The following is a 12361-nucleotide window of genomic DNA, read 5'->3' on the forward strand; positions in this document are numbered from 1 at the left end:
AGTTCAATGCAGGCGATCAACCCAGCTTGACCAGCCAACCGTGGCGGTCCGGCAGGCGGCCGTACTGGATGTCGGTCAGTTCCTTGCGCAGCGACATGGTCACTTCGCCGGCCGGCGCATTGATGTCGCCCACCGAGAAGCCTTCGCCCTTCAGCTGGCCGATCGGGGTGACCACCGCAGCGGTACCGCAGGCGAACACTTCAGCGATCTCGCCGGAGGTCACGCCCTGCTTCCACTCGTCAATGGTGACCTTGCGCTCTTCGACCTTCATGCCGCGGTCGCGGGCCAGCTGCAGGATGCTCTCGCGGGTGATGCCCTCGAGGATGCTGCCGGACAGTTCCGGCGTGACCAGCGTCCCGTCCTTGTAGACCAGGAACACGTTCATGCCGCCCAGTTCTTCCAGATACTTGCCTTCGACCGGGTCCAGGAACAGCACCTGCGAGCAGCCCTGTGCCTGCGCCTTCTGCTGCGGCAGCAGCGACGCGGCATAGTTGCCACCGCACTTGGCCGCACCGGTGCCGCCCTTGGCCGCACGCGCGTACTCGGTGGACAGCCAGATCGACACCGGGGCGACGCCCTTGGCGAAGTACGGGCCGGCCGGGCTGGCGATCACGTAGTAACCGGCCTTGTGTGCGCCGCGCACGCCAAGGAAGGCTTCATCGCCGATCATGAACGGACGGAAATACAGGCTCGACTCATCGACCGACGGCACCCAGGCGCTGTCGACGGCGATCATCTGCTTCAGCGATTCGACGAAGATCTCCACCGGCAGTTCCGGCAGCGCCAGGCGCTGCGCCGAACGCTGCAGGCGACGGCCGTTGGCATCGGGGCGGAAGGTCCAGATCGAACCATCGGCATGGCGGTAGGCCTTGATGCCCTCGAAGATCTCCTGGCCGTAGTGCAGCACGGCCGCGGCCGGGTCCAGCTGCAGCGGACCATAGGCACGCACGTTGGCGTTGTGCCAGCCGGTGTCCTTGTCCCAGCGCACTTCCACCATGTGGTCGGTGAAGTGCAGGCCGAAGCCCGGCTTCTCCAGGATCTGGGCGCGCTCTTCAGCGCTGCGCGGGTGGTCCGAACGGGTGACGGCGAAGCTGGGAATGGACTGGGACACCGGAGATTTCCTGTTCTGGTTGCGGGTAATGCCGGGCCCGCGTCACTGCGGGCCGTGGGTCAAAGCATGCCGGTTTCGAGGCGCGCAGCCTCGGACATCATGTGCTGGTTCCACGGCGGATCGAAGACCAGCTCGACGTCGGCCTCGGCCACCGTCGGGATCATTTCAAGCTTGCTGCGCACGTCGTCGACCAGGATGTCGCCCATGCCGCACGCGGGCGCGGTCAGGGTCATCTTCACGTCGATCTCGCGCTGCCCTTCGTCCAGGTGCTTGATCTCGACCTCGTAGACCAGGCCCAGTTCGACGATGTTCACCGGAATTTCCGGGTCGAAACAGGTGCGCAGCTGCTGCCACACCAGTTGTTCGACCTGCTCGTCGCTGGCATCGTCGGGCAGCTCCAGCGGCGCCGGCGCTTCCTTGCCGATGGCATCGCCATCCTTGCCGGCGATGCGGAACAGATTGCCCTCGACGAACACCGAATAACTGCCGCCCAACGCCTGGGTGATGTACCCATAGCTGCCGGCGGGCAGGGTCACGGTGTCGCCCTGCGGGACCATCACGGCCTCGCAATCGCGTTCGAAGTGGACAGGTTCGCTGCTACGGGAATACATGGGGACCGATATGGGGCTGCGGCCGAAGCCACGCAAGACGGCATTCTAACGTAGGCGCCCGGCCCTCGCCGGTGCACTGCGGCAAACCACAGTATCCTGTGGGTGACCTTCAGGAGCTTCGATGTCCTCCAATGCCGCACGCGCCAGGACCGTTACCTGGCTCTGGCCCTTCATGCTGTTGCTGGCGCTGGCCACCGCCCCCCTCGCCTGGATGCTGATCGCCCTGTTCACCGGCCGTCCGGTCGGCTGGATGGCGGTACTGACCGCCCTGGAACTGGTGTTCATGCTGCGTCTGGGCACACTTGGCCCCGGCAAGCTGCGCATCGCCCTGGTGGTGCTGGGCACGCTGCTGGTGGCCGCCATCGCGAACTGGGCCATCGCCAGTGCCTGGATGGGCGGCTCGATGGGCCTGAACCCGTGGGACGCCTCGCTGCGGATGGGCCCGCACCTGGCCTGGACGCTGATCACCCTGGCCAATGGCGTGGTCGAATGGCTGTGGCTGGCGGTGGCCGTTGTGATTGGAGCGTGGCTGGCGCGTTGATCGCGCCGGTGATGCCCTGGTAGATCAACGCCACGCGTGGATGGGTGGTTGGATCTGGGGTCAGAGCCCTTTCCTGCGGAAAGGGATCCGACCCCAACCCTCAATGCCCGCCGTCGAGCGCCTTCAGTTCGCTGACCAGCGACGCCGCCGCCTCTGCACCATCGCCATACAGCATGCGCGTGTTGTCGGCGTAGAACAGCGCATTCTCGATACCGGCAAAGCCGGTGCCCTTGCCGCGCTTGATCACCACCACGTTGCGCGCGTTGACCACGTCCAGCACCGGCATGCCGTAGATCGGGCTGGCCGGATCGGTGCGCGCCACCGGATTGACCACATCGTTGGCGCCGATCACCAGCACCACGTCGGTGGTGGCGAATTCGGGATTGATGTCGTCCATGTCCGCGATCAGGTCATACGGCACACCCGCTTCGGCCAGCAGCACGTTCATGTGCCCGGGCATGCGCCCGGCCACCGGGTGGATGGCGAACTTCACCTTCACCCCGCGCGTGATCAACCGCTGCGCCAGTTCCCAGATCTTGTGCTGGGCCTGGGCCACGGCCATGCCATAGCCGGGCACGATCACCACACGTTCGGCAAAGCCCATCATCGCGGCCACGTCGGCCGCTTCAATGGGCTTCTGCGATCCGGAAATCGCCTGCGCTTCCCCCCCGGCGCCACCGCCGAAATTGGAGAACAGCACGTTGCGGATCGGCCGGTTCATCGCCTTGGCCATCAACCGGGTCAGCAGGATGCCGGCTGCGCCGACCATCATGCCGGCAATGATCAATGCTTCGTTGCCCAGCACGTAGCCTTCGAAGGACACCGCCAGGCCGGTGAACGCGTTGTACAGCGAGATCACCACGGGCATGTCGGCGCCACCGATCGGCAGCGTCATCAACACGCCCAGCGCCAGCGCCAGCACGAAGAAGGCAACGATGGCCCAGGTGCTGAGCGTGCTTGCAGCGATGATGCCCAGCACCACTACGGCCAGCGCCACCAGCAGGTTCATCACCTGCTGGCCGGGCCAGGTCACGCGCTTGTCGAGGCGGCCATCGAGTTTGGCCCAGGCGATCACCGAGCCGGACAGCGACACAGCACCGATCGCCGCGCCGACCACGGCCAGCACCAGCACCGTGCCGGACGGCTGGCGCGCGGCCAGGTCGGCCAGCGCCTGCGCGCTCCAGTGGGTGGTATCGCGGTTGGCCAGGAAGGCATAGCGCAGTAGTTCCACCGCACCGATGGCCGCCGCCGAGCCACCGCCCATGCCGTTGTACAGCGCGACCATCTGCGGCATGTCGGTGACCGCGACCTTGCCCGCCGACCACCAGGCCAGGCCGGCACCCAGCAGCAGTGCCACCAGGATCAGCGGCACGTTGTGCAGTTCGGGCAGGAAGAAGGTCGCCACCGTGGCCAGCAGCATGCCCAGCCCCGCCCAGCGGATACCGCTGCTTGCGGTCATCGGCGAGGCCATGCGCTGCAGGCCGAGCAGGAACAACGTGGCGGCAACCAGGTAGCTGGCCTTGACCAGCCAATCGAGCAGTTCGACGGTGCTGATGTTCAAGCCTGTGGCTCCTTCGGTTCATCGTTGCCGGTCTTGCGCACGCTCGGCTTGAACATTTCCAGCATGCGCGCGGTGACCACATAGCCGCCGGCTGCGTTGCCGGCGCCGAGTACCACGGCAAGGAACCCCAGGATTTTCTCCAGCGGTGTCTGCGCGTGCCCCAGCACCACCATCGCGCCGATCAGCACGATGCCGTGGATGAAGTTGGAGCCCGACATCAACGGGGTATGCAGGATCACCGGGACCCGGGAAATGATCACGTGGCCGGCAATCGCGGCCAACATGAAGATGTACAGCGCCACGAACCCGTCACTCACCGGCAACGCTCCTGCTCTGTCTTCGTCGCCCCATCATAACCACGGGCTGAACCCGGCGCGCGTTCCGGTCAACCACAACCGCGCTCACGCGTTGTCGATGGTGACCCCTGCCGAGGAACCGTACCCTGTGCTGGTGAGCAGCCCTGTCCCCTCAACCACCGATGCCGACGCCGTTCCGGCCTCGCTGGAAGCGTTCCTGGCCAGCGTCGGGCCGCGCGCCTTCCGCTTCGCCGAGGCCGGCCTGCGCCAGCGTGATGACGCGCTGGATGCGGTGCAGGATGCGCTGCTGCGCATGCTGGACTACGCCGACAAGCCGGCCGCCGAGTGGGCGCCGTTGTTCTGGAGCATCCTGCGCCGGCGGGTGATCGACCTGCAGCGCCGCCGCCGCTTCCGCCTGCCGTTCTGGCGCGACAACCAGGACGCCGACGGTGGCGAGATCGACTGGGCCGACCCTGGCCCGGACCCCGCGCAGGCGCACGAGCAGCGCCAGCAGTACCAGCAGCTGGTGCAGGCACTGCGCGCGCTGCCCGCCCGCCAGCGCGAAGCCTTCACCCTGCGCGTGCTGCAGGACCTGGACGGCGCCACCACCGCCCGCGCCATGGGCTGCAGCGAGGGCGCGGTAAAGACCCATCTGGCGCGCGCCCGACAGGCGCTGCAGAATCAACTGGAGATGCACCTGTGAACCGCCCCCTGCCTTCCGATGACGCCCTGCGCAGCCTGCACGCGCAGTCGTTGCAGGCGCTGTCGCCGGCCACGCTGGCACGCCTGCGTGGTGCCCGTCACAGCGCTGCCAGGGCGCACGCCGGTCGCTGGCGCTGGTGGCTGGCCAGCGCCTGTTCGCTGGTGATCGCGCTGGGCATCGGTGTCCAGTTCGTCGGCCCGGGCGAACATCAAGGCGGTGCCGCCGCGCCGATCGTGGCGGCGGAAGAAGACAATGGCGTGCTGTACGACGAGAATCCCGATCTGTACCTGTGGCTGGGCGACAACGACCTGGCGATGGAGTGAACCATGTTGCGATACCCCTCCCTGCCCCTGCTGATCGCCCTGACCCTGCTGCCGGCTGCATCGGCTCTGGCGCAGGCCACCGCACCGGCGCCTGCCGCGCGGCCGGCCCCTGCAACCGTGCCGCTGCCGGACTGGGAACAGCTGAGCCCGGCCCAGCGTGAAGCGCTGCTGGCGCCGCTGCGTGACCGCTGGAACGGCGCCGACGCTGCTCAGCGCCAGCGCATGCTCTCGCACGGCCAGCGCTGGCAGTCGATGAGCCCGGAAGAACGCGACAAGGCCCGCCGCGGCCTGCGCCGCTTCGAACACATGAGCCCGGAACAACGCGAGCAGGCCCGGGCGCTGTTCGGCCAGATGCGTGACCTCAGCCCGGCCCAGCGCGATGCCATGCGCGAGCGCTGGTCGCAGATGAGCGCGGACGAACGCAGGGAATGGGTACGGGACAATCCGCCGCCGGCGAAACCGCGGTAACCCGCCATCCGCACGCGGGGCCCCTCATCCACGCATGGCGTGGATCTACCGGAGAGGCAACCGGCGTTGCCGGGTCATGCCTGCCAGCGCGTTTTCGCCAGCAGCTCGTCTTCCCAGTCGAAACCAAGCTGGCCTTCGCGCACGAACAGGGCGACGAAGTTCATCAGGTTGCGCGCATACATCTCGCTGGCCTGGGTCGCACCCAGGCTGGCCAGGCCCAGCGGGCCATCGATGGTCACGCCCTGGTGCTCGATGCATCCACCGGGCTGGGTCAGTTCGCAGTTGCCACCACTCTCTGCGGCCAGATCGACGATCACGCTGCCCGCTGCCATGCCTTCGACCATCGCGGCGGTGACGATCATCGGCGCACGGCGTCCCGGCACGGCGGCAGTGCAGACCACCACGTCCACGCTGCGCAGATGGTCGCCGAGACGACGCTGCTGTTCGGCACGCTCTTCGTCGGTCAGCGCCCGCGCATAACCGCCCTCGCCCACCGCGCTTACCCCGAGGTCGAGGAAGCGCGCACCGAGCGACTGGATCTGCTCGCGGGTTTCCGGGCGCACGTCGAAGCCCTCCACCTGCGCACCCAGGCGGCGCGAGGTGGCAATGGCCTGCAGGCCGGCGACACCGGCGCCGATCACCAGCACCTTGGCTGGACGCACGGTACCAGCCGCCGTGGTCAGCATCGGGAAGAAACGCGGCGCGCGTTCGGCAGCGATCAATGCCGCCTTGTAGCCGGCCATGCCCGCCTGCGAGCTGAGTACGTCCATCGCCTGCGCGCGCGTGGTGCGCGGCAACTGCTGCAGCGGGAACAGGTGCAGGCGGTCATCCGAAGCCAATGCAGCCAACGCCGGGTCGGCCGCCGGGGTCAGCAGGCCGACCACACTCGCGCCCGGCTTGAGCTGGGCCAGCACCTCGGCGGGTGCCGCCTGCACGCACAGCAGGATGTCGATCTCGGCCCAACGGGCGGCGTCGAAGGCGCGGGCACCTGCGTCGTCGTAGGCGGCATCGGTGAAACCGGCGGCCTGGCCCGCACCGGGCTGATACCACACGGTGATGCCAAGCGCACCGAGCTTGCGCGCCGTCTCCGGCGTGAGCGCAACGCGTCGTTCGCCCGGCGCGGTCTCCTTGATCCCCAGCAACACCACGGCCATGCAGATTCCCGCTGATCGGTGAGTGGGTCCGATCCTAGCAGGCGTACGCGGCTCAGTGCAGCGTCGCACCACCCGGGTCGAGGCGGTCAAGCACGCCCTGCATGGCGCTGTCGAAGGCGCCATCGTCGACGTGGGGACGCAGGCGACCCAACCGCACCATCACCGCCAGCTCCTCGGGCGAGGCCACGCAGAAGCGCACGCCACGACGGTTGACGAACAGCAGGCGTGCGGAAATCGGGCTGATCCAGGACAGCTTGCCGGCCTGCACCTTGCCGTCCTTGTCGACGAAGTCCAGCCAGTTGCCGATTTCCATCCGGCGGAAGCGATCGGCATCGGCGTTGTCGAAATCGTCGGTATTGAAGGTACTGCCCAGCTCGACGGCGGGCGTTTCCGGTGCCGGCGGTGCGGGCAGCACCACCTGCGGCAGCTCGGGCAACGCGCGCTGCAGCTCCGGTCGCGATTCGGCGATGCCCTGCAATGTGTCGTGCAGCGCATCGACGGCGGCGGTGGCTGCGTCGCCATGCACGCCGACGCTGGCAAACACCTTGGCCAGCAGCGGCTGCCAGGCCTGCAGCCACGGCTTGCCGACAATCTGCCGGCGCGCCTCGGCCACTTCCTCCAGCAGGCCATCGGCCAGGGTCAGCGCTTCGGCCACCGAGGCACCCTCCTCGCCCTCGCGCAGCAGCGCCAGGGTCAGATGGTGCTGCCAGGGCTGGCGCAGGAATTCGGCGATCGCCGGCGGCAGGGTGGCGTCGCCGATGCGACGATCCAGTTCGGCACCGGCACGGGTACGGGCCATTTCCAGCTTTTCCTGGCCGCGCTGGGTCTCGGCGGCCCGACGCTCGGCGATTTCCACGCGACGGCGGTGCTGTACCAGGAAATCGCGGAACTCTTCTTCCAGGGTCAGGAAGATTGCCAGGTTCTCGTTGAACTCGGCGACCAGCCGCTCGATGATTTCTTCGACCTTGGCCATCAGCATGCGTTCGGCCTGGCTTTCGCCGGTGTTGCCCTCGCAGGCTTCAGCCAGCGAGTTGAGCAGCTTGCGCGCCGGGTGGGTCTTCTGCACGAACATGCGGCGATCCAGCATCGCCACCTTCACGAACGGAACCACCAGACGGCCGATCAGCTCACGCGAGCGGCCTTCCAGTTCACGCTCATCGAGCATCACGTCGAACAGCATGCCGACCAGGTCGATCGCATCCTCGTCCTGCGCATCCAGCCGGGTCTGGCCCGGATCGACACCCAGCCGGGTGGCGCTGGACAGCACTTCGCTCTTCAAGCGCTGCGCCAGGGATTCGCCGTCCTCGCCGATCGCCGCGCGCAGGGTCGCACTGGGCGTGGCCTGCAGCAGCGACAGTACGGACATCATTTCGCGCTGGCTCAACGGGCGATGTTGGCCGACCGCGACCTGCGCCGCAGAGGTCGCGTCCTCGCGCACGTGGCGGGTCTGCTGCAGCAGTTCGTGCAGGGCCTCCAGCAGCATGCCCTGCTGGCCGGAATAGGCTTCACCGGACGGGCTCTCTTCGCCACCCGCGTGTTGCTGCATGTGGCCACGACGCTCCGACCAGCGCGCGGCGAATCGCTGCGCCCAGGCCGGTGCGGCCTGTTCGTCGTCATTGAATTCGTTGTCGAAGCCAGGTGCCGTGCGCTGCTCGACCAGATCATCCAGGCCATGCGCAACGTGCTGCGTTGGGGCCGGCGCCAGTGGTCGGCGCGGGGCACCCATCTGCGACATCACCCCGGCCGCGGCCAGGTGCTCGTCCAGCTTTTCGTAGATGCGGCCCACCGGCGCGCGCATGTCGCGCTCGCACAGCTTGATCAGCACCAGGTGCACTTCCGGGGCCAGCTCACAGCCGGCGAAGGCTTCGTGGATGGCCACGCCCAGATGCTCGGGGCTGATCGGGTTGCGGTCGGCATCGAGGTCGATACCGCCACCCAGCCAGCCCAGGCGACGGTCGAGCCGCGCCAGCACCGGCTTGAAGTCGCGCAGCAGCACGGTGGCGAAGTTGCGCACCGCCAACCGCGATTCCAGTACATGTTCCGGCACCAGGCTCAGGCCGTCCTGGGCCTGTCCGGACAGGGTCAGCTCGGCAGAGACGGGCTCGCCTGCAGCCAGGCCGGCCCAGGCATGGCCGAGATGGCCGGCGAAGGCACCGGCAATCTCCTCACGGCGGCGGCGCAGCTCGCGCATCGCGTCCAGGAACAGCAACTGCGACGAGCCGGCATTGCCGGCACGGTCGAACAGGGCATCATCGAAGCGGGCCAGTGCCGCGCCAAAGGCCTGGCACAACGCCGGCAGGACGATGTCCCGGGCAAGCTGGAGCTGGGCCGGGTCACGGCCCGGCGATCCCATCGGAGTGGGCGCGCTCATCATTCGGGAAGGCTCCCCACCTTCTCTGGTGCGACAGACATCATGGACATCGCGACGGCCGGTGCACCCCATGCACCGGTCCCTCGATGGTAGGCCGGCCAGCCCATCACGGACAGTGAAACAGTCCTCACTTCAAACCTCATGAACGGCGGCCCGGCAATATTACGTATCGTAAGCCGTGCAGGGCCTGCGAGGCGAGGGGAAGCGGGGCTTCGTGATCCGCCAGTGGCATGATGTTCATCACAGTTTGCTATTCAGGGGTCTGACGCGACACAAACGGCGTCATCTACCTCCCCGACTATAATCAGCGACCCGTGATGACCGGTTCAGACTCCATGCCCGACCCTGCTGCCCTGCTTGCCCTGGATGCCCGCCGCTCGGTGCCCTCGCGGCAACTGGGCGAGCCCGGACCAGACCCGGCCACCCTGCAGCGGATGCTGGCCTCGGCGGTGCGCGTGCCCGACCACGGCAAGCGCGTGCCGTTCCGCTTCCTGAAGATCGCCGGCGATGCACGTCACACTCTGGGCGACTTTCTGGCCGCGCGCAGCCGTGAGCGCGATCCGCATGCCGGCGACGCCGTGTTCGAGAAGGACCGCCAGCGCTTCAGCCACGCACCCCTGGTGATCGTGGTGGTAGCCAGCCCGCGCCCGGACCCGAAAGTGCCCGCGCAGGAACAGCTGATGACCGCTGGCTGCGTGTGCTTTGCTCTGTTGCAGGCGGCCCAGGCGCTGGGCTTCGGCGCGCAGTGGCTGACCGCGTGGATGGCCTTTGATCCCGCCGTGCACGCCCATCTGGGGCTGGCCGAGGGCGAAGGCATTGCCGGTTTCATCCACATCGGCACGCCCAAGGCCGAGGTGCCTGAGCGCGAGCGCCCGGACCCGATGGCGCTGCTGCGTGACTGGACCCCTCCGGCATGACCCTGCCGGCACCGCCGCCGCTGTACCTGGTCGACGCCAGCATCTATGTGTTCCGCGCCTGGCATTCGCTGCCGGACGAGTTCCAGGACAGCCAGGGCTGGCCGACCAACGCCGTGCATGGTTTCGCCCGTTTCCTGCTCGACCTGCTTGAGCGCGAGCGCCCGCGGCACATCGCCATCGCCTTCGATGAAGCGCTGGACAGCGGCTTCCGCCACCGCCTGTACCCGGCCTACAAGGCCAACCGCGACCCGGCACCGGAAGCGCTCAAGCGCCAGTTCGTGCACTGCAAGGCGCTGTGCGCGGCACTGGGCCTGGCGGTGCTGGCCCACCATGATTACGAAGCCGACGACCTGATCGGCAGCGCCCTGCATGGCCATCGCAACAGCCATCGCGGCGTGATCATTTCCGCCGACAAGGACCTGTCGCAGTTGCTGCTCGACCATGACGAGCAATGGGACTACGCACGCAACCAGCGCTGGGACGTGGCCGGGGTAAAGGCCAGGCACGGCGTGCACGCGCACCAGATCGCCGACTACCTGGCGCTGTGTGGCGATGCGGTCGACAACATTCCGGGGATCAGCGGTGTCGGCGCCAAATCGGCAGCCGTGCTGCTGGCCCATTTCGGCAGCATGGACGTGCTGTACGAACGCCTCGACGAAGTGCCGTTCCTGCGCCTGCGCGGCGCGGCCCAGATGGCGGTGCGCCTGCGTGAGCAGCGCGAGCACGCCCAGCTCTGGCGCCAGCTGACCACCATCGCCCTGGACGCCCCACTGGAAGGCTGCCAGCCCGGCATGCCGCGCCAGGCGGCCGATCCAGAGCTGCTTGGCGGCCTGTGCCAGACCCTGCGCTTCGGCCCCATGACCCGTCGTCGGCTGTTCAATGCCGCCGGCATTTCCGACCCCGTTCCCACTTCTCCCACTTCCAGCGAGCCCGCATGAGCCAGCGCAACACCGAAGCACCGCGTGTCGTCTACGAAGGCAAATACCAGCGCATGGTGGTGCGCGGCACCTGGGAATACAGCGAGCGCACCCACGCCGGTGGCCTGGCCGCGATCATCATCGCCGTCACCCCCGAGGACAAGGTGCTGTTCGTCGAACAGTTCCGCGTGCCGCTGCAGGCACCGACCATCGAGATGCCGGCCGGGCTGGTCGGCGACATCGATGCGGGCGAGTCGATCGAAGTTTCCGCGGTACGCGAGCTGGAAGAGGAAACCGGCTGGACCGCCGAGCACGCCGAAGTGCTGATGATCGGTCCTACCTCCTCCGGTGCCAGCAGCGAGAAGATCGCCTTCGTCCGTGCCACCGGCCTGCGTCGCATCGGCGAAGGCGGCGGCGACGAGAGCGAGGACATCACCGTGCATGAGATCCCACGCACGCAGGCGGCCGCCTGGCTGGTGCAGAAAATGGCCGAAGGCTATGAAGCCGATGCCAAGCTGTGGGCCGGCCTGTGGATGATCGAGCACCATCTGGACGGCCGCCCCCGTGGCTGATGCCGGCCTGCACGCGCTGCCGACGCTGCTGGGTGCCGACGATCCGGCGATCTTCAGCGTGCACCGTGCGCAGGGCGCTTCGCCGTTCCTGCTGCTGGCCGATCATGCAGGCCAGCGGGTACCGCGTGCGCTGGCCGATCTTGGATTGCCGCAGACCGAACTGGACCGCCATATCGGCTGGGACATCGGCATCGGCGGCACCACGCGTGCACTGGCCGAGCGGCTGGATGCGTGGGCGATCGAGCAGACCTATTCGCGGCTGCTGATCGACTGCAACCGTCCGCTGGTTTCGCCCACGCTGATCCCCGAGGTCAGCGACCACACCGTGGTGCCGGGCAATGCCGGGCTGTCGCCCGCGCAGCGGCAGCAGCGCATCGATGCGATCCACGCGCCCTACCATGCACGCATCGATGCCGAACTGGATGCGCGCCGCGATGCGGCACGGCCGACGCTGCTGGTGATGATGCACAGTTTCACCCCAGTGATGAACGGCGTTGAGCGTCCCTGGCATGCCGGCGTGCTGTACCACCAGGACACGCGCTTTGCCCACGCCTTGCTGCAGGCGCTGCGCGATGAAGGCGACCTGGTGGTGGGCGACAACGAACCCTATTCGGTCAACAGCAGCAGCGACTACGCGGTGCCGGTGCATGGCGAAGGCCATGGCCTGGTGCACGTGGAACTGGAGATCCGCCAGGACCTGATTGCCGATGAAGCCGGTCAGCAGGCCTGGGCGGAGCGGTTGGCGCGGATTTTCACCGCGTTGCAGCCGCAGTTGTTGGCGTTCGGATGACCGCATCCACGCATGGCGTGGATCTA

14 protein-coding genes are annotated in these 12361 nt (G+C 67.7%); 8 read left to right on the top strand and 6 right to left on the bottom strand.

The window, feature by feature from the left end:
* Positions 1 to 16: 16 nt before the first annotated feature.
* Positions 17 to 1111 (bottom strand): branched-chain amino acid aminotransferase, encoded by a 1095-nt coding sequence (locus H3005_RS16365; protein ID WP_191078585.1) that lies wholly within the window; start codon positions 1109 to 1111, stop codon positions 17 to 19.
* A 59-nt stretch (positions 1112 to 1170) separates the two neighbouring features.
* A complete protein-coding gene (gene sufT / locus H3005_RS16370) occupies positions 1171 to 1722 on the bottom strand; it encodes a putative Fe-S cluster assembly protein SufT (RefSeq protein WP_025877975.1) in 552 nt (183 codons plus the stop codon).
* A gap of 121 nt (positions 1723 to 1843) precedes the next feature.
* On the opposite strand from sufT, the gene H3005_RS16375 reads away from it, so the two are divergent.
* Positions 1844 to 2263: a hypothetical protein gene (locus tag H3005_RS16375; protein WP_089238939.1), complete on the top strand. Its 420-nt coding sequence runs from the start codon at positions 1844 to 1846 to the stop codon at positions 2261 to 2263.
* Positions 2264 to 2363: 100 nt separating this feature from the next.
* On the opposite strand, the gene H3005_RS16380 is transcribed toward H3005_RS16375, so the two are convergent.
* Both H3005_RS16380 and H3005_RS16385 read right to left on the bottom strand, forming a co-directional pair.
* The gene (locus tag H3005_RS16380; RefSeq protein ID WP_025877971.1) at positions 2364 to 3824 is read right to left on the bottom strand and encodes an NAD(P)(+) transhydrogenase (Re/Si-specific) subunit beta; all 1461 of its coding nucleotides are present in this window, start codon (positions 3822 to 3824) and stop codon (positions 2364 to 2366) included.
* Positions 3821 to 4141: an NAD(P) transhydrogenase subunit alpha gene (locus H3005_RS16385; RefSeq protein ID WP_089238935.1), complete on the bottom strand. Its 321-nt coding sequence runs from the start codon at positions 4139 to 4141 to the stop codon at positions 3821 to 3823. Before H3005_RS16385 ends, H3005_RS16380 begins: the two co-directional genes overlap by 4 nt.
* Before the next feature lie 97 nt (positions 4142 to 4238).
* Between H3005_RS16385 and H3005_RS16390 the strand changes: the two genes are divergently transcribed.
* From H3005_RS16390 to H3005_RS16400, 3 genes are read left to right on the top strand one after another with little or no spacing between them, the layout of a single operon-like run.
* Positions 4239 to 4823 (top strand): RNA polymerase sigma factor, encoded by a 585-nt coding sequence (locus H3005_RS16390; RefSeq protein ID WP_100551627.1) that lies wholly within the window; start codon positions 4239 to 4241, stop codon positions 4821 to 4823.
* Positions 4820 to 5146: a hypothetical protein gene (locus H3005_RS16395; RefSeq protein ID WP_191078586.1), complete on the top strand. Its 327-nt coding sequence runs from the start codon at positions 4820 to 4822 to the stop codon at positions 5144 to 5146. The genes H3005_RS16390 and H3005_RS16395 overlap by 4 nt, the downstream gene beginning before the upstream one ends.
* A 3-nt stretch (positions 5147 to 5149) precedes the next feature.
* Positions 5150 to 5614, top strand: a complete 465-nt coding sequence (locus tag H3005_RS16400; protein WP_191078587.1) for a DUF3106 domain-containing protein — start codon at positions 5150 to 5152, stop codon at positions 5612 to 5614.
* A gap of 74 nt (positions 5615 to 5688) precedes the next feature.
* On the opposite strand, the gene H3005_RS16405 is transcribed toward H3005_RS16400, so the two are convergent.
* Together H3005_RS16405 and H3005_RS16410 are read right to left on the bottom strand one after the other, a co-directional pair.
* The gene (locus tag H3005_RS16405; RefSeq protein WP_191078588.1) at positions 5689 to 6768 is read right to left on the bottom strand and encodes an NAD(P) transhydrogenase subunit alpha; all 1080 of its coding nucleotides are present in this window, start codon (positions 6766 to 6768) and stop codon (positions 5689 to 5691) included.
* A gap of 52 nt (positions 6769 to 6820) precedes the next feature.
* Positions 6821 to 9142 (bottom strand): DUF1631 domain-containing protein, encoded by a 2322-nt coding sequence (locus H3005_RS16410; protein WP_191078589.1) that lies wholly within the window; start codon positions 9140 to 9142, stop codon positions 6821 to 6823.
* 332 nt (positions 9143 to 9474) lie between these two features.
* On the opposite strand from H3005_RS16410, the gene H3005_RS16415 reads away from it, so the two are divergent.
* The 4 genes from H3005_RS16415 to H3005_RS16430 are packed head-to-tail and all read left to right on the top strand — an operon-like array spanning position 9475 to position 12335.
* Positions 9475 to 10056 (top strand): nitroreductase, encoded by a 582-nt coding sequence (locus tag H3005_RS16415; RefSeq protein ID WP_191078590.1) that lies wholly within the window; start codon positions 9475 to 9477, stop codon positions 10054 to 10056.
* Positions 10053 to 10994, top strand: coding sequence for a 5'-3' exonuclease H3TH domain-containing protein (locus tag H3005_RS16420; RefSeq protein WP_191078591.1), 942 nt, complete (start codon positions 10053 to 10055; stop codon positions 10992 to 10994). The genes H3005_RS16415 and H3005_RS16420 overlap by 4 nt, the downstream gene beginning before the upstream one ends.
* Positions 10991 to 11545 (top strand): NUDIX hydrolase, encoded by a 555-nt coding sequence (locus tag H3005_RS16425; RefSeq protein ID WP_100551621.1) that lies wholly within the window; start codon positions 10991 to 10993, stop codon positions 11543 to 11545. Before H3005_RS16420 ends, H3005_RS16425 begins: the two co-directional genes overlap by 4 nt.
* Entirely contained in the window at positions 11538 to 12335 is a 798-nt protein-coding gene (locus tag H3005_RS16430; RefSeq protein ID WP_191078592.1) for an N-formylglutamate amidohydrolase, read from the top strand. The genes H3005_RS16425 and H3005_RS16430 overlap by 8 nt, the downstream gene beginning before the upstream one ends.
* The last annotated feature ends 26 nt before the right edge of the window (positions 12336 to 12361 follow it).

Source organism: Stenotrophomonas sp. Br8 (genome assembly GCF_014763005.1).
Taxonomy (GTDB): Bacteria; Pseudomonadota; Gammaproteobacteria; order Xanthomonadales; family Xanthomonadaceae; genus Stenotrophomonas; species Stenotrophomonas lactitubi.

Bases quoted from the DNA above. Each gene is read 5' to 3' on its own strand.
- sufT (WP_025877975.1), bottom strand. From the start codon at position 1,722: ATGTATTCCCGTAGCAGCGAACCTGTCCACTTCGAACGCGATTGCGAG.
- H3005_RS16375 (WP_089238939.1), top strand. From the start codon at position 1,844: ATGTCCTCCAATGCCGCACGCGCCAGGACCGTTACCTGGCTCTGGCCC.
- H3005_RS16390 (WP_100551627.1), top strand. From the start codon at position 4,239: ATGGTGACCCCTGCCGAGGAACCGTACCCTGTGCTGGTGAGCAGCCCT.
- H3005_RS16400 (WP_191078587.1), top strand. From the start codon at position 5,150: ATGTTGCGATACCCCTCCCTGCCCCTGCTGATCGCCCTGACCCTGCTG.
- H3005_RS16405 (WP_191078588.1), bottom strand. From the start codon at position 6,768: ATGGCCGTGGTGTTGCTGGGGATCAAGGAGACCGCGCCGGGCGAACGA.
- H3005_RS16410 (WP_191078589.1), bottom strand. From the start codon at position 9,142: ATGATGAGCGCGCCCACTCCGATGGGATCGCCGGGCCGTGACCCGGCC.
- H3005_RS16415 (WP_191078590.1), top strand. From the start codon at position 9,475: ATGCCCGACCCTGCTGCCCTGCTTGCCCTGGATGCCCGCCGCTCGGTG.
- H3005_RS16420 (WP_191078591.1), top strand. From the start codon at position 10,053: ATGACCCTGCCGGCACCGCCGCCGCTGTACCTGGTCGACGCCAGCATC.
- H3005_RS16425 (WP_100551621.1), top strand. From the start codon at position 10,991: ATGAGCCAGCGCAACACCGAAGCACCGCGTGTCGTCTACGAAGGCAAA.